The 23,250-nt window shown below is 49.6% G+C and carries 34 protein-coding genes; 32 read left to right on the forward strand and 2 right to left on the reverse strand.

What is annotated here, in order from left to right; translation table 11 throughout:
- The first annotated feature begins 7 nt into the window (after positions 1-7).
- From rplB to ACS5NO_RS00855, 28 genes are all read left to right on the forward strand, one after another.
- Positions 8-832 carry a 50S ribosomal protein L2 gene (gene rplB, locus ACS5NO_RS00720; protein WP_114406387.1) on the forward strand — a complete coding sequence of 275 codons (825 nt, stop codon included), beginning with the start codon at positions 8-10 and terminating at the stop codon, positions 830-832.
- 7 nt (positions 833-839) lie between these two features.
- A complete protein-coding gene (rpsS, locus tag ACS5NO_RS00725; RefSeq protein ID WP_114406386.1) occupies positions 840-1,118 on the forward strand; it encodes a 30S ribosomal protein S19 in 279 nt (92 codons plus the stop codon).
- A gap of 74 nt (positions 1,119-1,192) precedes the next feature.
- On the forward strand, positions 1,193-1,582 hold the full coding sequence (gene rplV, locus ACS5NO_RS00730) for a 50S ribosomal protein L22 (RefSeq protein WP_114406385.1): 390 nt from the start codon (positions 1,193-1,195) through the stop codon (positions 1,580-1,582).
- Between the two features lie 12 nt (positions 1,583-1,594).
- Entirely contained in the window at positions 1,595-2,533 is a 939-nt protein-coding gene (gene rpsC / locus ACS5NO_RS00735) for a 30S ribosomal protein S3 (protein WP_138993096.1), read from the forward strand.
- 49 nt (positions 2,534-2,582) lie between these two features.
- Entirely contained in the window at positions 2,583-3,011 is a 429-nt protein-coding gene (gene rplP / locus ACS5NO_RS00740; RefSeq protein WP_114406383.1) for a 50S ribosomal protein L16, read from the forward strand.
- A gap of 6 nt (positions 3,012-3,017) precedes the next feature.
- Positions 3,018-3,212 carry a 50S ribosomal protein L29 gene (rpmC, locus tag ACS5NO_RS00745; RefSeq protein WP_114406382.1) on the forward strand — a complete coding sequence of 65 codons (195 nt, stop codon included), beginning with the start codon at positions 3,018-3,020 and terminating at the stop codon, positions 3,210-3,212.
- A gap of 17 nt (positions 3,213-3,229) precedes the next feature.
- Positions 3,230-3,493: a 30S ribosomal protein S17 gene (gene rpsQ / locus ACS5NO_RS00750; RefSeq protein ID WP_038119974.1), complete on the forward strand. Its 264-nt coding sequence runs from the start codon at positions 3,230-3,232 to the stop codon at positions 3,491-3,493.
- A gap of 2 nt (positions 3,494-3,495) precedes the next feature.
- Positions 3,496-3,864: a 50S ribosomal protein L14 gene (gene rplN / locus ACS5NO_RS00755; RefSeq protein ID WP_111626186.1), complete on the forward strand. Its 369-nt coding sequence runs from the start codon at positions 3,496-3,498 to the stop codon at positions 3,862-3,864.
- A 3-nt stretch (positions 3,865-3,867) separates the two neighbouring features.
- Entirely contained in the window at positions 3,868-4,206 is a 339-nt protein-coding gene (rplX, locus tag ACS5NO_RS00760; RefSeq protein ID WP_114406380.1) for a 50S ribosomal protein L24, read from the forward strand.
- A gap of 38 nt (positions 4,207-4,244) precedes the next feature.
- Positions 4,245-4,799, forward strand: coding sequence for a 50S ribosomal protein L5 (rplE, locus tag ACS5NO_RS00765; RefSeq protein WP_114406379.1), 555 nt, complete (start codon positions 4,245-4,247; stop codon positions 4,797-4,799).
- 20 nt (positions 4,800-4,819) lie between these two features.
- A complete protein-coding gene (rpsN, locus tag ACS5NO_RS00770) occupies positions 4,820-5,089 on the forward strand; it encodes a 30S ribosomal protein S14 (protein ID WP_114406378.1) in 270 nt (89 codons plus the stop codon).
- Positions 5,090-5,193: 104 nt separating this feature from the next.
- A complete protein-coding gene (gene rpsH, locus ACS5NO_RS00775; RefSeq protein WP_114406377.1) occupies positions 5,194-5,592 on the forward strand; it encodes a 30S ribosomal protein S8 in 399 nt (132 codons plus the stop codon).
- 9 nt (positions 5,593-5,601) lie between these two features.
- Positions 5,602-6,159: a 50S ribosomal protein L6 gene (gene rplF / locus ACS5NO_RS00780; RefSeq protein ID WP_138993098.1), complete on the forward strand. Its 558-nt coding sequence runs from the start codon at positions 5,602-5,604 to the stop codon at positions 6,157-6,159.
- 31 nt (positions 6,160-6,190) lie between these two features.
- Positions 6,191-6,547, forward strand: coding sequence for a 50S ribosomal protein L18 (gene rplR / locus ACS5NO_RS00785; RefSeq protein ID WP_114406375.1), 357 nt, complete (start codon positions 6,191-6,193; stop codon positions 6,545-6,547).
- Between the two features lie 8 nt (positions 6,548-6,555).
- The gene (gene rpsE, locus ACS5NO_RS00790; RefSeq protein ID WP_114406374.1) at positions 6,556-7,071 is read left to right on the forward strand and encodes a 30S ribosomal protein S5; all 516 of its coding nucleotides are present in this window, start codon (positions 6,556-6,558) and stop codon (positions 7,069-7,071) included.
- Between the two features lie 23 nt (positions 7,072-7,094).
- Positions 7,095-7,274: a 50S ribosomal protein L30 gene (gene rpmD / locus ACS5NO_RS00795; RefSeq protein ID WP_114406373.1), complete on the forward strand. Its 180-nt coding sequence runs from the start codon at positions 7,095-7,097 to the stop codon at positions 7,272-7,274.
- A 4-nt stretch (positions 7,275-7,278) separates the two neighbouring features.
- Complete coding sequence (rplO, locus tag ACS5NO_RS00800) at positions 7,279-7,725, forward strand: 50S ribosomal protein L15 (protein WP_114406372.1); 447 nt, start codon at positions 7,279-7,281, stop codon at positions 7,723-7,725.
- Positions 7,726-7,810: 85 nt separating this feature from the next.
- Positions 7,811-9,124 (forward strand): preprotein translocase subunit SecY, encoded by a 1,314-nt coding sequence (gene secY, locus ACS5NO_RS00805; protein ID WP_138993100.1) that lies wholly within the window; start codon positions 7,811-7,813, stop codon positions 9,122-9,124.
- Positions 9,125-9,128: 4 nt separating this feature from the next.
- Positions 9,129-9,941, forward strand: coding sequence for a type I methionyl aminopeptidase (gene map, locus ACS5NO_RS00810; RefSeq protein WP_439413415.1), 813 nt, complete (start codon positions 9,129-9,131; stop codon positions 9,939-9,941).
- A gap of 3 nt (positions 9,942-9,944) precedes the next feature.
- Positions 9,945-10,163 (forward strand): translation initiation factor IF-1, encoded by a 219-nt coding sequence (gene infA, locus ACS5NO_RS00815; protein ID WP_114406369.1) that lies wholly within the window; start codon positions 9,945-9,947, stop codon positions 10,161-10,163.
- Between the two features lie 103 nt (positions 10,164-10,266).
- Positions 10,267-10,383, forward strand: coding sequence for a 50S ribosomal protein L36 (rpmJ, locus tag ACS5NO_RS00820; RefSeq protein WP_091512700.1), 117 nt, complete (start codon positions 10,267-10,269; stop codon positions 10,381-10,383).
- 9 nt (positions 10,384-10,392) lie between these two features.
- Positions 10,393-10,770, forward strand: coding sequence for a 30S ribosomal protein S13 (rpsM, locus tag ACS5NO_RS00825; protein ID WP_114406368.1), 378 nt, complete (start codon positions 10,393-10,395; stop codon positions 10,768-10,770).
- An 87-nt stretch (positions 10,771-10,857) separates the two neighbouring features.
- Entirely contained in the window at positions 10,858-11,253 is a 396-nt protein-coding gene (gene rpsK, locus ACS5NO_RS00830; RefSeq protein WP_114406367.1) for a 30S ribosomal protein S11, read from the forward strand.
- Positions 11,254-11,368: 115 nt separating this feature from the next.
- Positions 11,369-11,974 carry a 30S ribosomal protein S4 gene (gene rpsD / locus ACS5NO_RS00835; RefSeq protein ID WP_114406366.1) on the forward strand — a complete coding sequence of 202 codons (606 nt, stop codon included), beginning with the start codon at positions 11,369-11,371 and terminating at the stop codon, positions 11,972-11,974.
- Positions 11,975-12,109: 135 nt separating this feature from the next.
- Entirely contained in the window at positions 12,110-13,099 is a 990-nt protein-coding gene (locus ACS5NO_RS00840) for a DNA-directed RNA polymerase subunit alpha (protein WP_114406365.1), read from the forward strand.
- 4 nt (positions 13,100-13,103) lie between these two features.
- A complete protein-coding gene (gene rplQ, locus ACS5NO_RS00845) occupies positions 13,104-13,871 on the forward strand; it encodes a 50S ribosomal protein L17 (RefSeq protein WP_439413416.1) in 768 nt (255 codons plus the stop codon).
- Between the two features lie 94 nt (positions 13,872-13,965).
- On the forward strand, positions 13,966-15,081 hold the full coding sequence (gene carA / locus ACS5NO_RS00850) for a glutamine-hydrolyzing carbamoyl-phosphate synthase small subunit (RefSeq protein ID WP_439413417.1): 1,116 nt from the start codon (positions 13,966-13,968) through the stop codon (positions 15,079-15,081).
- A 107-nt stretch (positions 15,082-15,188) separates the two neighbouring features.
- Entirely contained in the window at positions 15,189-16,385 is a 1,197-nt protein-coding gene (locus ACS5NO_RS00855) for an acetyltransferase domain-containing protein (RefSeq protein WP_439413418.1), read from the forward strand.
- On the opposite strand, the gene ACS5NO_RS00860 is transcribed toward ACS5NO_RS00855, so the two are convergent.
- On the reverse strand, positions 16,382-16,582 hold the full coding sequence (locus tag ACS5NO_RS00860; RefSeq protein ID WP_439413419.1) for a hypothetical protein: 201 nt from the start codon (positions 16,580-16,582) through the stop codon (positions 16,382-16,384). The two genes, ACS5NO_RS00855 and ACS5NO_RS00860, sit on opposite strands and share 4 nt — an antisense overlap.
- Before the next feature lie 139 nt (positions 16,583-16,721).
- Positions 16,722-19,625 (reverse strand): ATP-binding protein, encoded by a 2,904-nt coding sequence (locus ACS5NO_RS00865; RefSeq protein WP_439413420.1) that lies wholly within the window; start codon positions 19,623-19,625, stop codon positions 16,722-16,724.
- Positions 19,626-19,894: 269 nt separating this feature from the next.
- Between ACS5NO_RS00865 and eno the strand changes: the two genes are divergently transcribed.
- The 4 genes from eno (at position 19,895) to ACS5NO_RS00885 (ending at position 23,250) form a co-directional block, all read left to right on the forward strand.
- Positions 19,895-21,172 carry a phosphopyruvate hydratase gene (eno, locus tag ACS5NO_RS00870; protein ID WP_114406359.1) on the forward strand — a complete coding sequence of 426 codons (1,278 nt, stop codon included), beginning with the start codon at positions 19,895-19,897 and terminating at the stop codon, positions 21,170-21,172.
- Positions 21,173-21,225: 53 nt separating this feature from the next.
- Complete coding sequence (locus ACS5NO_RS00875) at positions 21,226-21,537, forward strand: FtsB family cell division protein (protein WP_150877036.1); 312 nt, start codon at positions 21,226-21,228, stop codon at positions 21,535-21,537.
- Positions 21,538-21,592: 55 nt separating this feature from the next.
- The gene (locus tag ACS5NO_RS00880) at positions 21,593-22,120 is read left to right on the forward strand and encodes a low molecular weight protein-tyrosine-phosphatase (protein ID WP_439413421.1); all 528 of its coding nucleotides are present in this window, start codon (positions 21,593-21,595) and stop codon (positions 22,118-22,120) included.
- A gap of 179 nt (positions 22,121-22,299) precedes the next feature.
- On the forward strand, positions 22,300-23,250 hold the full coding sequence (locus ACS5NO_RS00885; RefSeq protein WP_439413422.1) for a UTP--glucose-1-phosphate uridylyltransferase: 951 nt from the start codon (positions 22,300-22,302) through the stop codon (positions 23,248-23,250).

A 23,250-nucleotide genomic window follows, 5' to 3' on the forward strand; every position in this document is an offset into this window, starting at 1 on the left:
AGGAATCATGGGAGTTAAGAAACTGAAACCAACAACCCCGAGTCAACGTTTTCGCGTGGCCCCGGACTTTGCCGAGATTACGACGGACAAACCGGAACGGAGTCTGCTGGTATCGATAAAGAGATCAGGTGGCCGGAACAATCAGGGTCACCGTTCAATGCGCTACATTGGTGGCGGTCACAAGAAACAGTATCGGATTATCGACTTCAAACGCGATAAGGCTGATGTACCGGCAACGGTTAAAACGATTGAGTATGATCCCAACCGTTCGGCCCGGATCGCTCTGTTGTTCTACGTTGATGGGGAAAAGCGTTACATCATTGCCCCTCAAGGCATCACGGTTGGACAGCAGGTCATTTCAGGCCCGTCCGTTCCGCCGGAAGTTGGAAACGCCCTGCCATTGTCGGCTATGCCGATTGGTACCATCGTTCACAACGTGGAGCTGAAGCCTGGTAAAGGAGCCGCTATGGTTCGCAGCGCCGGAACCTACGCCCAGTTGGTAGCCCGCGAAGACAAATACGCGATTCTGCGGATGCCTTCGGGTGAGCAGCGGATGGTATTGGGAACCTGCATGGCAACCGTCGGCTCGGTTTCTAACCCGGATCACATGAACGTGAGCATGGGGAAAGCCGGTCGGAACCGTTGGTTAGGGATTCGTCCCCGCGTCCGTGGTGTTGCCATGAACCCAGTCGATCACCCGATGGGTGGTGGTGAAGGTCGGGCTTCCGGTGGTCATCCCCGGTCACGTACCGGTCTGTACGCAAAAGGCAAGAAGACCCGCCCGGTGAACAAATATTCAGATCGTCTGATCATTAGTAAACGAAAAAAATAAGAGGTAGATGGCACGCTCACTCAAAAAGGGTCCCTACATAGATTTTCGTCTGGAAAAGAAGGTGGACACCATGAACGATGCAGGCAGAAAGTCTGTAATCAAAACCTGGTCCCGCCGTTCAATGATCTCTCCGGATTTCGTTGGCCATACGTTCGCCGTACACAATGGCAATAAGTTCATTCCAGTGTATGTCACCGAGAATATGGTGGGTCATAAATTAGGCGAGTTTTCGCCTACCCGTAACTTCCGGGGGCACGTTGCGAAGAAAGACAAAGGCAAACGGTAGAATTGTTTAATGTTTAAAGTTTAAGGTTTGAGGTGTTCGTTAAACGTTAAACTTTAGACCTGAAACCAGAAAAAATGGAAGCAGTAGCAAAGCTAAAAAATGTGCCTTCGTCTCCTCGTAAAATGCGGCTGGTAGCCGATATGATCCGGGGTCAGAAGGTTAGCAAAGCATTGGGTATTCTGCGTTATCAACCCCAGGCCGGTGCAGCACTGCTGGAAAAGCTGGTGCTCTCGGCGGTTGCTAACTGGCAGCAAAAAAACGAAGATGAACGCGCCGAAGACGCTGATCTGTACGTAAAGACGATTTTCGTCGACGGCGGTCGGATGCTGAAACGTCTGCGTCCTGCTCCTCAGGGTCGTGGTCACCGGATTCGCAAACGCTCCAACCACGTTACGATCGTGATTGAGAGTGCCGCCGGATCTCTTACGGTTGCACCAGTAGTTTCAACAGAAAACGCAGAATAACAAGACAATAAAATGGGACAAAAAGTAAACCCCGTTGGTTTTCGGCTTGGTATCGTCAAAGGATGGGATTCAAGCTGGTATGGCGGCAAAGAGTTTCCTGATAAGCTGGTTGAAGACGAAAGAATTAGAAAATATATTCAGGCACGTATCCCGAAAGGATCGATAGCCCGGGTTGTTATCGAGCGGACGTTGAAGCGCATTACATTGACCATTCACACGGCACGTCCGGGTATTGTGATCGGTAAAGGCGGTGGCGAAGTCGATAAGATCAAGGAAGAGCTAAAGAAAATTACCGGCAAAGACGTTCAGATCAACATTTTCGAAATCAAACGTCCGGAAATTGATGCTAAACTGATCGGTGAAACGATTGCCCAACAATTGCAGGCGCGTATTTCGTACCGCCGGGCCATGAAACAGGCGATTAGCTCAGCGATTCGGGTTGGTGCTCAGGGAATCAAAGTTCGCGTATCAGGTCGTCTGGGCGGTGCTGAAATGGCCCGTACGGAAGAGTACAAAGAAGGTCGGGTGCCACTGCACACGCTTCGGGCTGATATCGACTACGCCATCTCGGAAGCACAAACGATCTACGGAAAAATCGGTATCAAAGTTTGGGTATTCAAAGGTGAACTTTACGGCAAACGTGATTTGTCACCAGCGGCTCAAATTACCGCAGCTCAATCAGATCGCGGTAACGACCGGGGTGATCGTCGCAACGATCGCGGAGACCGTCGCGGAGAACGCGGTGGTGAAGGCGACCGGGGTGATCGTCGCCGGGGACGCAATGATCAAAATCGTGGTGGCGGTGCCGGTGGTGGCGCTCCGCGTGGTCAGGGTGGACAAGGCGGTGGTGGTCAACGTGGCGGACAAGGCGGAGGTCAACGTGGTGGTCAGGGCGGAGGCCCGCGGCCAGGCGGTGGCGGAGGTCAAGGTGGTGGCCCACGCAAAAGATAGTAAGAACATCGGACGTCATACCAGGCACGTCCTTTAGATACGACTAAAGATGTTACAACCAAAAAGAACCAAGTTTCGTAAGCAGCAGAAAGGCCGTGTGAAAGGCATTGCCGGACGGGGTCACCAAATCGCTTTCGGATCGTTTGCCATCAAGTCGCTGGAACCAGGTTGGATTACAGCCCGTCAGATTGAAGCGGCCCGTATTTCCGTCACCCGTGCCATGAAACGTGAAGGCCAGGTTTGGATCCGAATTTTTCCAGACAAGGTGATCACGAAGAAACCAGCCGAAGTACGGATGGGTAAAGGAAAGGGAGCTCCTGAGTATTGGGTAGCTGCCGTAAAACCGGGCACCATTCTGTTCGAAGCAACTGGTGTTCCCCTGGACGTAGCCAATGAGGCTCTGCGTTTGGCGGCTCAAAAGTTACCGATTAAAACAAGATTCGTTGTTCGTCGGGATTATCAGGAAACAGAAGACTAATCAGTCATGAAAAAGAACGAGATCAAGTCGCTGACGGTTGAACAATTGAATGAGCAGGTAGCGGCTGAGAAAGATCGCTTGCAAAAATTAAAGTTTGCGCACGCCATTTCGCCCATCGAGAACCCGATGCGGATTCGCACTACGCGTAAATTGATTGCTCAATTACTGACCGAGCTGACTGTTAAAGAAAACGCCAGCTAATTAAACGGTATCGACTCATGGAGCAGCAAGAAAGAAATTTAAGAAAAGAAAGAATTGGTAAGGTGGTAAGCAACAAGATGGAAAAATCCATCACGGTTGCAGTCGATCGGAAAGTGCAGCATCCCATTTATGGAAAATTCATGCACCGTACGAAGAAGTTCATGGCCCATGACGAAAAAAATGAATGCGGAATCGGTGATACGGTTCGCATCATGGAAACCCGTCCGCTGAGCAAGAACAAATGTTGGCGATTAGTCGAAATCATTGAAAAGGCGAAGTAATCATGATCCAGCAAGAATCACGTTTGGGCGTAGCCGATAACAGCGGTGCCAAAGAAGTACTCTGTATTCGGGTACTGGGTGGAACCGGCAAGCGTTTCGCTACGGTTGGAGATAAAATTGTAGTGACGGTTAAGCAGGCGCTTTCTTCGAGTAACATGAAGAAAGGTACTGTTTCGAAGGCGGTAGTCGTTCGCACCAAGAAAGAAATTCGTCGGAAAGACGGTTCCTATATCCGGTTTGAAGACAACGCAGCCGTCCTGCTGAACAACAATGACGAGCCGCGCGGTACCCGCATTTTTGGGCCCGTTGCCCGCGAATTGCGCGAGAAGCAGTTTATGAAAATCGTTTCTTTGGCTCCAGAAGTATTGTAACCCATGAAGAAAGTAGCAGACAAGCCTGCGAAGTTACACATCAAAAAGGGAGACGCTGTGAAAGTGCTCTCTGGTAACTCGAAAGGCCAAACCGGCACTATCCTGCGCGTTTTGGTCGATAAGCAACGTGCCGTGGTTGAAGGAGTGAACATGATCACCAAACATGTGAAACCCTCCGCAGCCAACCCACAGGGAAGTTTGGAGAAACGCGAAGGAACAATCCACATCAGTAACCTGATGGTGATTGACCCCGCCACCAACGAACCGACCCGGACTGGCCGTAAACTGAATGACAAGGATAAGTTGCAACGGTACTCGAAAAAGACCGGTAATTTTATCTAATCGATTAGAAATCAGGAACGTATTAAACAGATACGAAAGTGGCAACACCGAGGCTGAAAGAGAAATATACAAACGAGATCGTGGCCCAATTGAAAGAAAAGTTTCAGTACAAAAGCGTAATGCAGGTACCGAAACTCTCTAAGATTGTTGTAAACAAAGGGATTGGGGCCGCCGTCGCTGACAAGAAGTTAGTCGATGTAGGTGTCGAAGAACTGACGATGATTACAGGCCAGAAAGCAGTGGCAACCATTGCGAAAAAAGCCGTCTCTAACTTTAAGCTGCGCGAAGGCATGCCGATCGGCGCTAAAGTGACCCTGCGCGGAGAAAAGATGTACGAATTTCTGGATCGTCTGACCGCTGTCGCTCTGCCGCGCGTTCGTGACTTCAAAGGAATTAGTGACAAAGGCTTCGATGGCAACGGAAACTACACGTTCGGTGTCCAGGAGCAGATTATCTTCCCGGAAATCACGATTGACAAGGTAAGTCGGATTTCAGGTATGGATATCACGTTCGTCACAACGGCGAACACGGATGAAGAAAGCTTTGCATTGCTAAAGGCCCTGGGCATGCCCTTCGCCGGTGGTAAAAAATAACGCATAACGCGAATAAAAACATGGCAAAAGAATCCATCAAAGCAAGAGAGCGTAAGCGGATTGCCTTAGTTGCGAAATACGCTACCAAGCGTGCCGCACTGAAAGCTGCCGGAGACTACCTCGGGTTAGACAAACTGCCGAAGAATGCTTCGCCGGTACGTCTGCACAATCGGTGTAAGTTAACGGGCCGCCCTCGCGGGTACATGCGGAAATTTGGTATCTCCCGCGTGACGTTCCGTGAAATGGCATCGGCCGGTAAGATTCCGGGTGTAACAAAGGCAAGCTGGTAACTTTCACGCCATCTTAGCGATTATCGAAACAATTCCCTAATTTTGCAGGCCCGTTCAAAACGGCTAATCCGTCAGCGAGGTTTGCAGTTACTAATCAGGAGGAAATGAATACTGATCCCATAGCAGATTATCTGACTCGCATCAGAAATGCGATCCGCGCCAAGCACCGGGTCGTGGAAATTCCTGCTTCCAATATAAAGAAGGAGATCACTAAGGTACTCTTTGATAAAGGCTTCATCCAGAACTACAAGTTCGACGAGACGGGCCCGCAAGGAAGTATTAAAATTGCACTGAAGTACAATCCGGTTACGAAACAACCTGCTATCGTTGATTTGCAGCGTGTGAGCCGCCCGGGTCTGCGTCAGTACAAAGGAGCTACGGACATTCCGCGGATTCTGAATGGCTTAGGTGTCGCCATCGTCTCCACCTCGAAAGGGGTGATGACGGATAAGGAAGCCCGGACGCTGAACGTAGGCGGTGAAGTGTTGTGTTACGTATATTAATCAGAAACTATGTCACGCGTAGGTAATAAATCCATTGCACTGCCCGAGAAAGTGTCAGTTTCGGTCGAGAACGGTAACACAGTTACGGTGAAAGGTCCGAAAGGGGAACTCTCGCAGAGCATCAACCCGGATATTAAAGTAGAGATCGTCGACGGAGAACTGAAGGTGGTTCGCCCGAACGACCAGAAACGTTTCAAAGCCTTGCACGGTTTGTATCGCGCTCTGGTCAACAACATGGTAACGGGTGTCAGCACCGGTTACAAGTTGGAACTCGAAATCGTTGGGGTCGGTTACAAAGCCGTTGCAACGAATAACATTCTGCAACTGACGCTGGGGTATTCACACGATATTTACGTGGCCATCCCGACGGAACTGAAAGTAAGCGCCATAACGGAAAAGGGACAAAACCCGAAAGTCATTCTGGAAGGAATCGACAAACAACTGATCGGCGATGTTGCGGCTAAAATCCGTTCGTTACGGAAAGTTGAACCGTACAAAGGGAAGGGTATCCGGTTTGTGGGCGAGAAAATTCGTCGGAAAGCTGGTAAGTCTGCTTCCAAGAAGTAATAGGTGAACCATATAATAAGCACAGGCGAAAATGGCTGTCACGAAAGAAAGCAGAAGACTGCGTATTAAAAATCATATCCGGAATAAAGTTTCCGGAACGGCTGACCAGCCGAGACTATCCGTCTTCCGGTCAAATGCCCGTATCTATGCCCAAATCATTGATGATGAGAAAGGCCATACCCTGGTCAGTGCTTCATCGATCGAAATTACCGGCAACGATAAGAAAGGTGTTAACGTCGAACTGGCAAAACAGGTTGGACAGGCTTTGGCAGAGAAAGCAACTACCAGCGGTATTTCCAAGGTAGTTTTTGATCGGAATGGTTATTTATATCATGGTAAGGTGAAAGCTTTGGCCGACGGCGCCAGAGAAGGAGGCCTTAAATTCTAAGCAAAACAATGGTAACCAATACAAGACCTGCTAAAGTTAACGAGTCTGAACTGAAAGAACGTGTTGTTGCTATCAACCGCGTTGCCAAGGTGGTGAAAGGTGGTCGGCGTTTTAGCTTTGCGGCCATTATCGTAGTCGGCGACGGCAACGGTGTGGTTGGCTACGGCCTCGGTAAAGCGAATGAAGTAACGGATGCGATTGCCAAAGGAATTGAAGATGCAAAGAAAAACCTCGTTCAGGTTCCGCTGCTGAAGCACACGGTTCCTCATGCGATGGAAGGGAAATTCAGTGGTGGTTTTGTACTACTGAAACCAGCTTCTGCCGGTACGGGTGTTATCGCCGGTGGTGCAATGCGTGCAGTATTGGAAAGTGCTGGTATCCGCGATGTATTGGCAAAATCGAAAGGGTCATCCAATCCGCACAACGTGGTGAAGGCAACCATCGATGCGCTGCTGAAAATGCGCGCTCCGCACCAGGTCGCTTTTCAGCGCGGGGTGAAACTGAGCAAAGTTTTTAACGGATAAGAGTCCTTAACAACGGCAAGAAAATGGCACGGGTTAAAATAACACAGGTTCGCAGCATTATCAAGCGGCCGAAAACACAGAAACTGGCGATCAAGTCGCTCGGTCTGGGGAAAATCAACCGCAGCGTTTCATTGGAATACAATGACGCTGTTGGTGGAATTATCCGTAAAATTCAACATTTAGTTACTGTAGAAGAAATTTAAAATTATGAGTCTGAATACACTTAAACCTGCGGAAGGATCAGTCCGGGAGCGCAAGCGAGTAGGTCGGGGTACGGGTTCTGGCATGGGTGGAACATCAACCCGTGGCCATAAAGGTGCCCAGTCGCGTTCCGGTTACAGCGCCAAGAAGAACTTCGAAGGAGGTCAGATGCCTTTGCAGCGCCGTGTACCGAAATTCGGCTTTAAGAACATCAATCGGGTTGAATATAAGCCGATTAACCTAGACACACTTCAGCAGTTAATTGAAAGCGCCGGCGTTACTTCCATTGACATCGATGTGTTGATGCAACACGGTTTGGCCGGTAAAAATGACAAAATAAAAATTCTGAGCCGGGGTGAAATTTCTTCAGTAGTAGAAGTGAAAGCGCATGGCTTTTCGCAGAAAGCGATTGAGGCAATTGAGAAAGCAGGCGGTAAAGCAATCAAGCTCTAATCGGCTTGTTCGTTCATGAGTAGATTTAGCCAATATTTCTTCGTAAATTTGGTGACTTTTTTCGGACGAGCAGCTTGATACACTAATGAAACGATTCATCACGACCCTTCAGAATATCTTTTCGATCGAGGAACTGAGAACCCGCATTCTCAACACGTTGTTGTTTGTGACGGTTTTTAGACTAGGGTCTCAAATTGTATTGCCAGGGATCGATCCGACGAAATTAAACCTCAATCCGCAGGGACTCCTGGGGTTGTTGGAAACGTTTTCGGGTGGAGCCTTCAGCAAAGCATCCATTTTTGCTTTGGGAATCATGCCGTACATCTCGGCATCGATTGCCATTCAGCTTTTGACCCTGGCCCTGCCTTACTTTCAGAAAATGCAGAAAGAAGGGGAGTCGGGTCGGAAGCGGTTGAATCAGATTACCCGTATCCTGACCATTTTCGTGACGGCGGCTCAGGCGATTACGTATTTGACGACGACCATTCCGGGCGAAGCCATCATGATCAACAAGGCCACATTCAATATTGTGTCTGTTGTTGTTTTGACGGCCGGTACCATTTTTTGCATGTGGCTGGGTGAGCGCATCACCGATAAGGGAATCGGGAACGGGATTTCGATGCTGATCATGATCGGTATTGTGTCGCGGTTTCCGGGTGCCGTATACGGAGAAGCTTTGTCCCGCGGATCAGGAGGAGCTTTACTGTTCGTCCTTGAAATCGTTGCTCTGTTCTTTGTAGTAATGGGGGCGGTTGTACTGACACAGGCGGTTCGCCGGATTCCGATTCAGTATGCCAAGCAGGTTGTTGGGAACAAGGTAGTGGGCGGTCAACGTCAGTATCTTCCCCTGAAGTTGAATGCCGCCGGTGTCATGCCGATCATTTTTGCCCAGGCACTGATGTTCGTTCCATCGCTGGTTGCTTCGTTGTTTGCGGAGAAGAGTGATTTGGCCGGTTCGGTACAAACGGTTTTCGCCGATTATACCTCGTGGCAGTATAACGTGTTGTTCGCCGTTCTGATTATCGTCTTTACGTTTTTCTACACGGCGATTTCGGTTAACCCGAATCAGATTGCCGATGACATGAAACGGAGCGGAGGTTTTATTCCCGGTGTTAAACCCGGTTTTATGACTTCTGAATACATCGGTCAGGTTTTGGACCGGATTACGTTACCGGGAGCGCTGATGCTGGCTATTGTAGCGATTTTGCCGGCTGTTGCGTCTTTGCTGGGAATGACTCGCAACTTCTCGCAGTTTTTCGGCGGTACGTCGCTGTTGATTATGGTGGGCGTGGTGCTGGATACCTTGCAGCAGGTTGAAAGTTATCTTCTGATGCGTCGTTACGAAGGCCTGATGCAATCAGGACGTGTAACGGGTCGTACGGAGAGCATAACGGCTTAACAAAATGATTTATCTGAAATCAGACGCCGAAATTGAGCTGATGAAAATCAGCGGACAGGTTCTTGGCAAAGCACATGCCGAAGTAGCCAAACGGATTCGTCCGGGCGTGACTACAAAAGAACTGGATCGCGTGGCTGAGGAGTATATTCGCGACAACGGTGGTATTCCTTCTTTCAAAGGATTCAACAACTTCCCGGCTGCTTTGTGTATTTCGGTCAATGAGACGGTCGTACACGGTTTTCCGAGTAAGTACGAACTGAAAGAAGGTGATATTATTTCGATCGATTGTGGCGTAAAACTGAACGGATACCATAGTGATAGTGCTTATACTTATCCCATTGGAGAAATTAGCCAGGAAGTTCGTGACCTGCTGATCCGTACCAAGCAATCACTGTATTGCGGTATTGAAAAAGCAACGGAAGGGAATCGGATTGGCGACATTGGGTATGCGGTGCAGAGTCATGTGGAGAAGTTTGGCTATTCAGTGGTTCGGGAGTTAGTGGGTCATGGACTCGGAAAGAGTCTCCACGAAAGCCCGGAAGTGCCGAATTACGGCAAACGTGGACAGGGTGTCAAGCTGAAAGAAGGCATGGTTCTGGCCATCGAGCCGATGGTAAATCTTGGCAAGAAAAGCATTGTTCAGGAAAGAGATGGCTGGACCATCCGAACCGCCGACCGAAAACCGTCTGCCCATTACGAACACTCGGTCGCGATTCGGAAAGGGAAACCGGAAATTCTGACGACGTTCCAGTATATTGAAGAGGTAACGGCCAATACCAGCTTAATGATTGAAGTCAACGAAGTGACCATAGCGTAAGGAATGGCAAAACAGACATCCATCGAACAAGACGGTACCATTGTAGAAGCACTCTCCAATGCCATGTTTCGGGTACAACTCGAAAACAAGCATGAAGTAGTTGCTCATATTTCCGGGAAAATGCGGATGAATTACATTAAGATTCTGCCCGGCGACCGGGTGAAATTGGAAATGTCGCCGTATGACCTGTCCAAAGCACGAATTGTTTATCGGTATAAATAAGGTTTAAAGTTTAGGGGTATGGTTTACGGTGGGCTGACATTGTGCAGCAATAACTGAAAACTGAAAACCGAAGACTGCAAACCGTAAAACGGAGAGTAAAACCATGAAAGTCAAGGCGTCGATTAAAAAGCGCAGTGTTGATTGTAAGGTGATCCGCCGGAAGGGGAAGCTTTACGTGATCAATAAGAAGAATCCTAGGTATAAACAAAGACAAGGTTAATCACTGAATATGGCACGTATTGCAGGGGTTGATATTCCCGACCGGAAACGCGGTGAAATTTCGTTGACTTACATTTTTGGCATTGGCCGTAGCTCAGCGCAGAGAATTCTGAATAAAGCAGGTGTATCTGTTGATAAAAAGGTGAGCGAGTGGAACGACGAAGAGTCGAATGCCATCCGGACCATCATCAGCGCAGAACACAAGGTTGAAGGGGCACTGAAATCGGAAGTCCAGTTGAACATCAAGCGATTGATGGACATTGGTTGCTACCGGGGTCTGCGTCACCGGAAAGGCCTGCCGGTTCGTGGCCAGCACACGAAAAACAACTCCCGCACGCGGAAAGGTAAGCGTAAGACGGTAGCAAATAAGAAGAAAGCAACTAAATAATGAGTTTAAGGTTTGGGGTTTAACGTTTAAGGTTTTTCGCAAAATGCTTTAAACCTTAGACGTTAAACGTTAAACGATCAACTAGAAATGGCTCAGGCAAAACGCAAAGACAAAGCGAAAAAACGGGTAGTAGTAGTTGAACCCGTTGGTCAGGTACACATCCGGGCTTCGTTCAATAACATTATCATTTCCATTACGAATAGCTCGGGACAGGTAATCTCGTGGGCATCGGCAGGTAAAATGGGCTTCAAAGGCTCCAAGAAAAACACGCCGTATGCTGCTCAGACTGCCGCTCAGAACTGTGCTACCGTAGCCCACGATTTGGGAATGCGCAAGGCAGAAGTGTTCGTAAAAGGTCCCGGTTCCGGTCGTGAATCCGCCATCCGGACGATCCAGAACACTGGTATTGAAGTGATGTCCATCAAAGACATTACGCCACTGCCACACAACGGCTGCCGCCCTCCGAAACGCCGTCGCGTTTAAGCATTACTTTCAATTCTGCGGATTGCTTTAAGCAACCCGCTTCACTTAATGAATACGGGCAGGCGACATTGGGTTGTGTCTGTTCATCGTTTTTCGTTATTCATTCTCAGTACAAATGGCAAGATACACAGGCCCCAAGGCCAAGATTTCCCGCAAGTTTGGTGAGCCGATTCTCGGCCCCAGCAAAGCCCTGCAAAAGAAAGCCTACGCTCCCGGACAACACGGACGCGGTCGGAAACGGAAACAGTCGGAATATGCTGTTCAGTTGCAGGAAAAACAAAAAGTAAAATACATCTACGGTATTCTGGAACGTCAGTTCCGGGGCTTGTTCCACCGGGCCGTTGTTAAACAAGGCATCACCGGTGAAAACCTGCTGAAACTTTGCGAAGCACGTCTGGACAACACGGTTTACCGTCTAGGCATTGCTCCAACCCGCCGGGCTGCCCGCCAATTAGTCTCTCACAAACACATTGCCGTTGACGGCGAAGTGGTTAATATAGCTTCTTACTCATTGAAACCCGGTCAACTGATCAGCATTCGTGAGAAATCGAAGTCACTTGAAGCCGTGACAACCAGCCTGTCGGCCCGGAATCCGAAGCGCTACAACTGGTTGGAATGGGATCAACAACAGTTGCAGGGTGTGTTTACTACCTACCCGGAACGCGATCAGATTCCTGAGAACGTGAATGAGCAACTGGTGGTTGAATTGTATTCTAAGTAACAGTTTTGGTTTTCGGTATACGGTTTTCGGTTTTCAGTTGGATTGCAAAGTAACCGAACCCGCTACCCTGCGTAAACCGTATACCGAAAACTGTACACTGCATTTCATTAGTTGAACGGTTAAAAACAAATTCGTATGTCAATATTAGCGTTCCAAATGCCCGATAAAGTTGTCATGGAGCGAGCTGACGACTTTCACGGGTTGTTTGAGTTCAAGCCACTCGAAAAGGGCTATGGCGTGACCATAGGGAATGCGTTGCGGAGAATTCTGCTGTCATCGCTGGAAGGCTATGCCATTGCCAGCGTACGATTCCCTGGCGTACTGCACGAGTTCTCATCCATAGAAGGCGTCGTTGAAGATGTTACCGAAATTATCCTGAACCTGAAAATGGTTCGGTTTAAGAAAGTTTCGGACATGGTCGACAACAAAATTACCGTTACGATCAAAAATCAGTCGGTGTTAAAAGCCGGCGACATATCAAAATTTAGCGCGTCGTTTGAAGTACTGAATCCTGAACTGGAAATCTGTCACATCGACGATACGCGTGAACTGGAAATGGAAATTCACGTGGAGAAAGGCCGGGGATATGTGCCGGCCGACGAACCACGTGCCAACGAACTGCCTTTCGGACACATTCCGATCGACGCCATTTACACGCCGATCAAGAACGTTCGTTACAGCGTTGAAAACACGCGGGTTGAGCAAAAAACCGACTACGAACGGTTATTGCTGGACATCGAAACCGACGGTTCCATTCACCCGGAAGAAGCCCTGAAAGGCGCAGCTACCATTCTGATTCAACACTTCATGCTCTTCTCCGATCAAACGATGACGTTTGAAACCGCGAAAGCAGAAGAAGATAACGTGGTTGACGAAGAGATGCTGCACATGCGGAAATTGTTGAAAACTCCGCTGGCTGATCTTGATTTGTCCGTACGGGCCTACAATTGCTTGAAATCTGCCGATGTAAAATCACTGGGCGATCTGGTGAAACTGGAGATTTCAGATATGATGAAATTTAGAAACTTCGGTAAGAAGTCGCTGACTGAATTGGAACAGTTGGTGGCCGAAAAGAACCTGACTTTCGGCATGGACATTACCAAATACAGATTAGACGAGGACTGATACCATGAGACACGGTAAAAAAAATAATCACCTTAGCAGGACCCATTCACACCGGACGGCAATGCTGTCGAACATGGCATCCTCGCTGATTCTGAGCAAGCGCATCGAGACGACGGTTGCCAAAGCGAAAGAACTGCGGAAATACGTTGAACCCCTGCTGACCCGCGCCAAAGACGATTCGTACCAGAACCGCCGGGTTGTTTTCTCGTACCTCCAGAACAAGGAGACGATGAAAGAACTGTTCAACGTCGTATCTGACAAAATCTCGAATCGACCGGGCGGCTACACCCGCATCATCAAACTGGGAAACCGGTTGGGTGACAACGCCGAAACTTGCATCATCGAACTGGTAGACTTCAACGAAACGATGTTGACTGCCGTTGACGAGCAAAAAGCAACCCGGACCCGTCGTGGTCGTCGGGGTGGCCGGAAAGCCGACGAAACCGTTGCAGCCGCACCGGTAGCTGAAGCAAAAACCGAAACCGCTCCCGCCGTCGAAGCAGCCCCGGAAGCTGCCGCTGATGATCTGGCTCTGATCGAAGGCGTTGGCCCGAAGATCGCTGAAGTGCTGGCTAACGCCGGTGTGACAACGTTCGCCCAGGTAGCCGATATGACACCGGAAGCCATCAAGGAAATCCTTGACAACGCCGGATCTCAATTTGCTTCACACACGCCGGAAACATGGCCACAACAGGCTGCTCTGGCCCGCGATGGCAAATTCGACGAGTTGAAGACCCTGCAGGATGAATTGAACGGCGGTCGACCCAGCTAATTAATCATTGTGAAGAGCGAACTCAAATACCAAATAGAGGGTTAACCGTAACGGGTTAACCCTTTTTTTTAACTCAAAAACTCCAACGTAATTCATGAAACAGGTTCAGCAACCAGATGCTTTACTGGTTTTGAAAGATGGTTCCGTGTTTAGGGGAACGGCTCTCGGCAAAATCGGGACGGCAGGTGGCGAAATATGCTTCAACACGGGCATGACCGGCTATCAGGAGATTTATACGGATCCCTCGTATTACGGTCAGGTGATTGTTAACACGACTTCACACATTGGCAACTATGGTGTGCAATACCATGACGAGGAGGAATCCGGAACTGTAAAGATCCGGGGAATGGTCTGTAATTTCTTTTCGCAGATTCATTCACGGCATACGGCTGATACCTCCTTGCAGGAGTATTTTGAACGGGCTAACATTGTCGGAATCAGCGGAATAGATACCCGTCAGGTGGTGAGGCACATTCGCGACAAAGGCGTCATGAACTGCATTATCTCGTCCGAAATTCTGGACCCTGCCATTCTGCTCGATCGTCTGCACCAGATTCCGGACATGGAAGGCCTGGAGCTTTCGTCGGAAGTGAGTACCCAAAAGATCTACGAAGTAGGTGATACGAGCCAGGCTGACTTTAAAGTAGCGGTGTTGGATCTGGGAATCAAGAAAAGTATTTTGAACAACCTGGCAAGCCGGGGGGCGCACTGCCGGGTTTTTCCGGCCAAAACGCCTTTTGAAGAAATCAATGCCTGGAACCCGGACGGTTATTTTATTTCCAACGGACCCGGCGACCCCGCTGCAATGCCATACGCCGTTCAAACCGTAAAGCAGGCGCTGGAAACCGATAAACCGTTGTTCGGCATTTGCCTCGGACACCAGATTCTGTCGCTGGCCAGTGGCATTACGACCTACAAAATGCACAATGGCCACCGGGGTTTGAATCATCCCGTCAAAAACCTGATAACGGGCCTGTGTGAAGTAACGTCCCAAAATCACGGTTTCGCCGTGCGGGCGGATGAGGTGATGGAAAACCGGGATATTGAGCTGACGCACATCAACCTGAACGATAAAACGATCGAAGGGATTCGTCGGAAAGACCGCCCGGCCTTCTCGGTGCAGTATCACCCGGAAGCTTCGCCGGGCCCTCACGACTCCCGGTATTTATTCGATGAGTTTGTGAAGCTGATCGAAGTTGAAGCACGATAAGAATGAAAAACCGGTCATTGGCCGGTTTTTTTATGCCTATTGTCGGCGGTGTATTGCTCCTGTTTACGCATAAAACTAACTTGTGCGCAAATTAAGCCATTCATCCTATGTCAGTTACGGCCACCCTGCCTCTGAATCGTGTAGCAGCCCGCATCCTGAGCATCGATACGGTGCGGGGTATCGTGATGGTCATTATGGCTCTGGATCATACGCGGGATTTTATCCACCTCAACGGCTTTTTTTACAACGCCACGGATTTAAATACCACTACGCCCAGCTTATTTCTGACGCGCTGGGTAACGCATTTCTGTGCGCCAACCTTTGTCTTTCTGGCCGGAACGTCGGCTTATCTCATGAGCCGGAAAAAGACAAAATCGGAATTGAGCGTTTTTCTGCTGACGCGTGGCGTCTGGCTGATGTTCGCGGACATAACCGTCGTCAACCTGATTATATGGTTTGATATCACGTTTTCCGTAACCGCCCTGGAGGTGATTTGGGCAACGGGTGTTGGCATGGTGGTTTTGAGTGGGCTGCTATTTTTGCCGCAAAGGCTTGTTTTAGCGATTGGCCTGCTGATTTTGTTTGGGCATAATGCAACGGACGGCGTTTCTTTTCAACCCGGAACGGCCCTGGACACCCTCTGGTCAATGCTGCACAGGCCCAATGCGATTCCTTTAGGCGCGGGCCGGATTGCCATTACGATGTATCCGGTGTTGCCGTGGATTGGGATTCTCATTCTGGGCTATTGCCTGGGGGAATTATTCAGCCCGGATGTCGAACCGGCGAAGCGCAGCCGGATGCTCAGATGGATTGGAATGGGTGCGATCACGATTTTTGTGTTGATTCGCGCCCTGAATCGCTACGGTGATCCTGTACCGTGGGCCGTACAGAAAACGCCCCTGTTTACCCTGTTTTCTTTTATCAACATCACGAAATACCCGCCGTCGCTGCTTTTTACCCTCATTACGTTGGGACCGGCACTGTTGCTATTAAGTTGGCTGGAGGGCAAACGGGCTACCTGGATGAATTTTTTTATCGTTTACGGACGTGTCCCCTTCTTTTACTTCCTGGTTCACTTTTTGCTGATCCACGTTCTGTCCGTTTTGCTTCTGATGTCAGATGGTATTCCGTGGTCGTCTATTAACTTTCAGAACAAAACGGCGGGTGTAATGCCCGATCATGGGTTGTCGCTGGGGCTGACCTATGGCGTGTGGATTCTGGTCGTACTGGTTATGTATCCGCTTTGCAAAGCCTATGGTCGAATCAAAAACCAGAGCCGGAGCCCGATCTGGAGCTATCTTTAAGCCAGGGCAATATCGGTTGAAAACCACTGAATTTTAGCCGTCCGCTTGGGCGAAAACCGGGCCGAATAATTTTGGTATTCGATGGTCTGGTAATACAAATTGACTAGATAACGCTGGTAGGTTTCCTCGGAAGGGATGTCCAGGGATGGATCGATGCCTATATCCCATGTGTTCGATTCAGCGAATAAATGCTCCATATAGAAAGAAAAAAAATGGCATGTACGAGCCATTGGTGGATGGCTCGTACACAAATGCATGATCAGAACAGAGAAAATAGTAGTCTGCAATATTCATGATTTTGCCACAAACAGACTCGCAATTTTCGGACAATTACACTCAATTTTCAGACAATACACTCCGAATGTATTCCGAGGGGGATAAGGTGAAGAGATCCTTGAAGCATTGACCAAAATAGGAAGGGCTCTCGAAACCAACCATATAGGCGGTTTCAGAAACCGGATAGCCAGCTTTTAGCAAATCGGCGGCTTTGCGAAGTCGGTAATTACGGATGAATTCACTGACCGTCATGCCCAGCATGGTCGTCAGTTTGCGATTGAGGGTTCGGGAACTCATCGACACTTCCAGGGCAAGGTCATCGACCGATAGTTTGGCATCGTCGATGTGCTTTTCGAGGGCCTGGTAGAGTTGACTTAGGAAAGCGTTTTCGTAGGCTGGTAGCGCAGTCGTTTGGGGTTTGCTGAACTGGAGGTTGTAAAATTTGCGCAACGTCGATTGGTAGTGGAGCAGGTTAGCCACCCGGAGCTGCAATTCCCGTTGATCGAAGGGTTTGGTTAGATAATCGTTGGCACCCACCGACAGACCTTCGAGTTTGCTTTCGGAAGCGGTTTTGGCGGTCAGCAGAATAACGGCAATGTGGCCCGTTTGGGGAGTTTGCTTGATAAGCCGACAAAGTTGAAGCCCGTCCATTTCCGGCATCATGATGTCGCTCAGCACCAGATCGGGCAATTCGGCCTGGCAGAATTGCCATCCTTCCTGCCCGTTGGCCGCCGTAATGACCCGGTAGGTATTGGAAAGTCCGGCTGCAATCAGATGGCGCAGGGCCGGGTTATCTTCCACGACCAGGATGAGCGGGAGCGTTTCATTGATGGAAGCGGTTTTGTCGGGCAATGGAGTAACAAACGGGGGCGGTATTTCTGGCCAAAGCGTCTGAGATGTGATTGGGTTCAGCGTTGGATGCTCGGCAAAGGGAAGACGAACGGGACACTCGACGGTCACTGTGGTGCCTTTGCCGACCTCGCTTTCCACCCTGACCGTGCCATTGAGCAGATCCGTCAATTCTTTTACGAGAGCCAACCCGATGCCGGTTCCGCCAAAAGAGCGGGTCCGGGAGTCGTCGATCTGATAAAAGCGATCAAAAATGTGGGGAATCTGGTCTGGCGCAATACCGGTTCCGGTGTCGGAAACCGACAACCGCAAGATGAGGTAGCCAGCCGCCTGCATCGGCTCCGCACTTAATTTGACTTCCACCGAGCCTCCACCGGGCGTATATTTCAAGGCGTTCGAAAGCAGATTATAGCTAATTTTCCCCCATTTGTCGTCATCGAACAGCAGTTGGTCCGGAAGAGGGCCGGGTTGGTACGTCAACTGAATCCGTTTGGTTTCGGCAGTTATCCGGAATGAATTAACGAGATCATTCAGGAAATGAACCACATCGCCCTGTGATTCCTGGATGGTCAGACTGCCAGATTCCAGTTTTGACAGATCCAGCAATTGATTGATCAGTTGAAGCAATTGACGCGCATTGCGGTGGATGGTCGTCAGCGTATTTTGGAGAACGGAATTTTCAACGGAAAACCCTTTCCCCGGCGGGGGCAGCAGTTGCTCAATGGGGGAGATAATCAGCGTGAGTGGCGTCCGGAATTCATGGGTAATGTTGGAAAAAAAACGGTTTTTCACTTCTTCAACCTCCTTGCGCCGGTCGGCTTCCTGCCGTTTCAGGGCCATTTGCTCGATGAGCTGGTTGGCCGTTTTCAGTTCAACCGTCAATGCTTCCGTTCGCTTAAAAGCCGTAGAAAAACGGATCGCCAGCAACAACGACTGACAGAGGGTGAAAATGACGACGGCACTGGAAAGCAGGAAATAGGTGTGAATGAGACCGGCCTGGTACAGGGTGTCGTTGATTGCACAGGCCGTCAGCAGGATCATATCACAAAAAAGGATAAAACCGCCTTCTTTCTTCTGTCGGGCGGCCTGAAAGGCAATCCAGAAAAAATAACCGCATTCAACCGTAGCGAGGGGGCTGATCAGGGTACCCCAGGCCGCGTAGACCGGGGGCGGTGTGAGCAGCACCAGCGCCAGAAAACCCAGGTTCAGCACAAAAATGCTTTTTCGGGCCAGGGCCGAAATGGCACCCGGAAACAGGCATTGCAGGTAGAGCGTGATGCCGATGATCCCAATTGGAAAGGCACTATAGAGTGCTTTGTTGGCCAGCACCCAGTCCGCTTCGGGAAAAACCAGGAAAAACAGACTTTCCGAATTGAAATTCTCCCGAAATGCGGCCAGTACACAGAGGATGCCAAACAGCAAGGGTGCCCGGTCTTTTCGGCGAAGCGCATAGAGCACGAAGTGATACAGCCCAATGATTAAAAGGGCGCCAACGATGAAGGAAGAAATCAGCAGGCTTCGTTCCCGGCTTTGTGAAATGACCGCCGGATTACCCAATTCCAGGCTTTTCCAGATGCCCCCATAGGCAAAAAAATAGTTGGAAACGTGCAACAGCAGGAACGCTTCTTTGCCCGCAACCAGAAATGAGACGATTTTGGCGTTGATCTCCGGTTTCATGGTCCGGTCGGTTGCCACCTGGCCGGTCTGGGTCACCAACTGACCATTGACGTAAAGGGTATAGGCGGTTCGGATTGGCGGAAGGCGCAACGACCATACTTTTCCTGAATCGGGAAGGATAATCCGCAACCCGTAGGTGCAGTGGCCCAAATCCTGGGGAAACAAGGTGGAACTGCCGGTATACGAATGCCAGTTTCCGGGCACCGGTATCAGGGTTTGGCTCGTGGCGACGCGGGCTGAATCGACAAATTGGTTCCATTTAAAAAACCAGTCGCCCACGAGAGATACGGGTTCTGAAGCACCATAGGAGTAGGAAGAAAGATCCATGACGCCGGCCTGGGCCGTGTAGACACGGTTTTTCTGAGCCAGACCAACCAGGGTTTGGCTACTCAAATAAAACACCAGCAGCAAGACCCGTGGGTTCCGTAGGGGCGTCATAAAAATCTGCATACCTCATTTCCCGCTGAGACACCACGAATACGTGGGCCGGATGGTCAAATCGTCGGGTAATAATTGCGTAATACCGAATGGCTTAATTCATCGGGCATTCCCTACAAACCGAAAAAATCACTTACTTTGTATGGCAAAAATCGTGCTATAACCGATTGTTAGCAAATGGTAACAGTGTCATTCAAGAATCCCCAGGGAATTTTTTGCGCACTTGTTCCTTTTCGTTTACAGAATACTAACTAACTTTTTCAGACACAATGAGTATTATTCAGTCCATTCATGCCAGACAGATTCTGGATTCGAGAGGCAATCCGACGGTGGAAGTCGATGTTCGTACCGAAAACGGTTTTTTGGGCCGTGCGGCCGTTCCATCGGGTGCCTCGACCGGTTCACACGAAGCCGTCGAATTGCGCGACGATGATCCGAAGCGGTACGTCGGCAAAGGCGTATTGAGAGCGGTTCAGAACGTTAATGAACTGATCTTCCCGGAACTGGTAGGATCGTCGGTGTTCGATCAGAGCATGATCGACCGGATTATGATTGAACTGGATGGTACGTCGAACAAAGGTCGTCTGGGTGCCAATGCCATTCTGGGCGTTTCGATGGCGATTGCCAAAGCCGCTGCTCAGGAAGCCGGTTTGCCGCTGTACCGCTACATTGGCGGGGTCAACGCCAACACGCTGCCCGTACCGATGATGAATATTCTGAACGGCGGTAGTCATGCGGATAACTCCATCGACTTTCAGGAATTTATGGTGATGCCAGTTGGTGCGCCGACCTTCTCGGAAGCCCTGCGTTGGGGAACGGAAGTGTTCCACTCGCTGAAAAAAGTACTGAAGAGCAAAGGCATGTCGACCAATGTGGGCGACGAAGGCGGTTTTGCTCCCAACATTCCATCAAACGAAGAGGCTATCCAGATCATTCTGCAGGCCATCGATAAAGCCGGGTATCGCGCCGGTCAGGATATTTACATCGCGATGGATGCCGCTGCGTCGGAGTTCTACGATGCCGAATCCGGAACGTACCACTTCAAAAAATCGACCGGCGACAAACTCAGTTCGTCCGAAATGGCAAACTACTGGAAAGAATGGGTTGACAAATATCCGATCATCTCCATCGAAGACGGTATGGCTGAAGACGACTGGAGTGGCTGGAAAGAACAAACCGAACTGATCGGGAAGAAGACTCAACTCGTTGGGGATGACTTGTTTGTGACAAACGTTACGCGTTTGCAACAGGGCATCGATCAGGGAATTGCCAACGCCGTTCTGGTGAAAGTAAACCAGATCGGTTCGCTGACAGAAACCATCAATACGGTTAATCTGGCGAAACGCAATTCGTATAAAAACATCATGTCGCACCGTTCCGGCGAAACCGAAGATGCAACGATTGCCGATTTGGCCGTGGCCCTGAATACGGGTCAGATCAAAACCGGTTCGGCGTCCCGCTCCGATCGGATGGCGAAATACAACCAGTTGCTCCGCATTGAAGAGGAACTGGGCGAAATCGCGTATTTCCCGGGCATTAAAATGTAATCATTCTTACCCCCAACTCCTTTAGGAGTTGGGGGCTTTTATTCCGACATCCCATGCTGACCAAAATCCTCCGAGTCGTCAAAAACTTCTATTTCGCAACGGGTGTGGGATTGTTAATCTGGATGCTGTTTTTTGATGCCAACGACATCATTTCTCAGGTTCGCAACAGCCTGAAATTGGGCGATCTGGAGACGGATCTGGTCTATTACGACGAAAAAATCGAGGAAGTAGAAATTCAGCGCCAGTCCATTCTGGGTAATCCCCGTTTGCAGGAGAAATACGCCCGCGAAAACTACCTCATGAAAAAGCCCAATGAGGATGTTTATGTGCTGGTCAATGAGAAAAATGAACCCATCGAAAAATAAGGATGAATCTCGGCACGGGCGGCTCTCCAGCGTTCATCCTTCCTAGTTCATTCGTATGATAAACGTTCTCTTTGTCTGTCTGGGAAACATTTGCCGGTCGCCGGTGGCGGAAGGCGTCTTTCAGCAGTTGATCAAAGAACGGGGCCTGGAAGCGTCGATTCAATGCGACTCGGCCGGCACATCTTCCTACCACATTGGCGACCTGCCCGACCGCCGGACCCGTGAAAATGCGCTCGAACACGGCATTAAACTGACTCACCGCGCCCGCAAGCTGTCGGGTGAGGATTTGTCGCAGTTCGATTACCTCGTGGCCATGGACGAAGCGAATTATGACGCCATTCAGTATTTCAGCCACCGGAGTACCGGACTTTACAGCGAAGAAAACACGGTTTTACTGCGCGAATTTGATCCCCAGCCGGATTCCGGGCCGAATGGGCTGAGTGTCCCCGACCCTTATTACGAAGACGCTGTAGTTTTTGAACAAGTCTATCAGATTGTGTCCCGTTGCTGCGAAAATTTGCTGAATTACCTGGTGGAGCAACACGCACTGCAACCATCTGCAACGGGAGCAAAAAAGAAATAATGCACTTGATAATCTCCCCCGGAGGTACGGATAGTTTTATGAAATAAAGAAAAAATTTCAATAAAATAGGTCTGACAAACCGTATGGTTTTTAGTCTGCTAATTTTCTTTAGATTGAACCCGTTTGTGAACGGCTATTCTAACTACTCAACGATATACCATCTAAAATTAGCTTCGTAAATGATGAGAATTAAAAAAGCGGTGATTACGGCGGCCGCCCGTGGAGAACGGCTCTATCCGGTTGCGGATACCATTCAGAAAGCCATGCTTCCGGTGATCGATACCGACGGCCTGCACAAACCGGTGATCCAGATTATTGCTGAAGAAGCGTTTGCCAGCGGAATTGAAGAATTGTGCGTGGTTTGTGCGCCCGGTGACGGCGACCGCTATCTTAAAGCTTTTGCTTCCCTGCGGGATAATCTTTTCAATTCATTCAAGGGCGTCGACTGGGCGAAGAAAGAAGCCGAGAAAATCGATCATTTGCTGGATCGGGTTCAGTTTGCCGAACAAAAGGAACCGCTGGGCTATGGCCATGCCGTCTATTGTGCTAAGGATTTTGTGAATGACGAGCCCTTTCTGCTGCTTTTGGGAGATTATCTTTATGTTTCCAATCTCAAATTGAAAAGCTGCGCGGCCCAATTGCTGGAACTGGCTTCGCAGGAAAACTGCTCGGTTTCGGCCGTCAATCCGACCATCGAACACCAGATTGGCCGCTATGGGACGCTTACGGGCAAACAGGCTGCCAATCGCTCGGGTGTCTATCAGATTGAGAAAATCATTGAAAAACCACCCCTGAGTGTGGCCGAACTCGAACTCCAGACTCCGGGTTTACGGGCTGGCTATTACCTGTGCTTCTTCGGAATGCACGTCTTTACCCCCGCTATTTTCTCCATTTTACAGAAATACATCGACCAGAACAGCACCAACATTCTGTTGACGCCTGCCCTTCAGGAACTGGCCGAAACCGAAAACTATCTGGCGCTGGAAGTAAAAGGGAATCGCTACGATTTAAGCCGGAAACACGGGCTGTTACGCGCGCAGATTGCGTTGGGATTAGCGGGCGAGGCCCACAGCGAAATCCTGTCGACAATGGTGGAATTACTGGCTGAAGCAAACAGCAGAACTGTCTGA

The organism is Larkinella fluvii (genome assembly GCF_051857545.1).
Lineage (GTDB): Bacteria > Bacteroidota > Bacteroidia > Cytophagales > Spirosomataceae > Larkinella.

Excerpts from the sequence above, each read along its gene's own strand:
- ACS5NO_RS00880 (WP_439413421.1), top strand. The coding sequence starts at position 21,593 with ATGATAAACGTTCTCTTTGTCTGTCTGGGAAACATTTGCCGGTCGCCG.
- rpsK (WP_114406367.1), top strand. The coding sequence starts at position 10,858 with ATGGCTCAGGCAAAACGCAAAGACAAAGCGAAAAAACGGGTAGTAGTA.
- rplX (WP_114406380.1), top strand. The coding sequence starts at position 3,868 with ATGAAGAAAGTAGCAGACAAGCCTGCGAAGTTACACATCAAAAAGGGA.
- carA (WP_439413417.1), top strand. The coding sequence starts at position 13,966 with ATGAAACAGGTTCAGCAACCAGATGCTTTACTGGTTTTGAAAGATGGT.
- rpsQ (WP_038119974.1), top strand. The coding sequence starts at position 3,230 with ATGGAGCAGCAAGAAAGAAATTTAAGAAAAGAAAGAATTGGTAAGGTG.
- secY (WP_138993100.1), top strand. The coding sequence starts at position 7,811 with ATGAAACGATTCATCACGACCCTTCAGAATATCTTTTCGATCGAGGAA.
- rplF (WP_138993098.1), top strand. The coding sequence starts at position 5,602 with ATGTCACGCGTAGGTAATAAATCCATTGCACTGCCCGAGAAAGTGTCA.
- ACS5NO_RS00865 (WP_439413420.1), bottom strand. The coding sequence starts at position 19,625 with ATGACGCCCCTACGGAACCCACGGGTCTTGCTGCTGGTGTTTTATTTG.
- rpsD (WP_114406366.1), top strand. The coding sequence starts at position 11,369 with ATGGCAAGATACACAGGCCCCAAGGCCAAGATTTCCCGCAAGTTTGGT.
- eno (WP_114406359.1), top strand. The coding sequence starts at position 19,895 with ATGAGTATTATTCAGTCCATTCATGCCAGACAGATTCTGGATTCGAGA.
- rplR (WP_114406375.1), top strand. The coding sequence starts at position 6,191 with ATGGCTGTCACGAAAGAAAGCAGAAGACTGCGTATTAAAAATCATATC.
- rpsH (WP_114406377.1), top strand. The coding sequence starts at position 5,194 with ATGAATACTGATCCCATAGCAGATTATCTGACTCGCATCAGAAATGCG.
- rplO (WP_114406372.1), top strand. The coding sequence starts at position 7,279 with ATGAGTCTGAATACACTTAAACCTGCGGAAGGATCAGTCCGGGAGCGC.
- rpmC (WP_114406382.1), top strand. The coding sequence starts at position 3,018 with ATGAAAAAGAACGAGATCAAGTCGCTGACGGTTGAACAATTGAATGAG.
- ACS5NO_RS00860 (WP_439413419.1), bottom strand. The coding sequence starts at position 16,582 with ATGGAGCATTTATTCGCTGAATCGAACACATGGGATATAGGCATCGAT.
- rpsN (WP_114406378.1), top strand. The coding sequence starts at position 4,820 with ATGGCAAAAGAATCCATCAAAGCAAGAGAGCGTAAGCGGATTGCCTTA.
- ACS5NO_RS00840 (WP_114406365.1), top strand. The coding sequence starts at position 12,110 with ATGTCAATATTAGCGTTCCAAATGCCCGATAAAGTTGTCATGGAGCGA.
- map (WP_439413415.1), top strand. The coding sequence starts at position 9,129 with ATGATTTATCTGAAATCAGACGCCGAAATTGAGCTGATGAAAATCAGC.
- rpsC (WP_138993096.1), top strand. The coding sequence starts at position 1,595 with ATGGGACAAAAAGTAAACCCCGTTGGTTTTCGGCTTGGTATCGTCAAA.
- ACS5NO_RS00885 (WP_439413422.1), top strand. The coding sequence starts at position 22,300 with ATGATGAGAATTAAAAAAGCGGTGATTACGGCGGCCGCCCGTGGAGAA.
- rpsM (WP_114406368.1), top strand. The coding sequence starts at position 10,393 with ATGGCACGTATTGCAGGGGTTGATATTCCCGACCGGAAACGCGGTGAA.
- infA (WP_114406369.1), top strand. The coding sequence starts at position 9,945 with ATGGCAAAACAGACATCCATCGAACAAGACGGTACCATTGTAGAAGCA.
- rpsE (WP_114406374.1), top strand. The coding sequence starts at position 6,556 with ATGGTAACCAATACAAGACCTGCTAAAGTTAACGAGTCTGAACTGAAA.
- rplP (WP_114406383.1), top strand. The coding sequence starts at position 2,583 with ATGTTACAACCAAAAAGAACCAAGTTTCGTAAGCAGCAGAAAGGCCGT.
- rplQ (WP_439413416.1), top strand. The coding sequence starts at position 13,104 with ATGAGACACGGTAAAAAAAATAATCACCTTAGCAGGACCCATTCACAC.
- rpmJ (WP_091512700.1), top strand. The coding sequence starts at position 10,267 with ATGAAAGTCAAGGCGTCGATTAAAAAGCGCAGTGTTGATTGTAAGGTG.
- rpsS (WP_114406386.1), top strand. The coding sequence starts at position 840 with ATGGCACGCTCACTCAAAAAGGGTCCCTACATAGATTTTCGTCTGGAA.
- ACS5NO_RS00855 (WP_439413418.1), top strand. The coding sequence starts at position 15,189 with ATGTCAGTTACGGCCACCCTGCCTCTGAATCGTGTAGCAGCCCGCATC.
- rpmD (WP_114406373.1), top strand. The coding sequence starts at position 7,095 with ATGGCACGGGTTAAAATAACACAGGTTCGCAGCATTATCAAGCGGCCG.
- rplB (WP_114406387.1), top strand. The coding sequence starts at position 8 with ATGGGAGTTAAGAAACTGAAACCAACAACCCCGAGTCAACGTTTTCGC.
- rplN (WP_111626186.1), top strand. The coding sequence starts at position 3,496 with ATGATCCAGCAAGAATCACGTTTGGGCGTAGCCGATAACAGCGGTGCC.
- rplV (WP_114406385.1), top strand. The coding sequence starts at position 1,193 with ATGGAAGCAGTAGCAAAGCTAAAAAATGTGCCTTCGTCTCCTCGTAAA.
- ACS5NO_RS00875 (WP_150877036.1), top strand. The coding sequence starts at position 21,226 with ATGCTGACCAAAATCCTCCGAGTCGTCAAAAACTTCTATTTCGCAACG.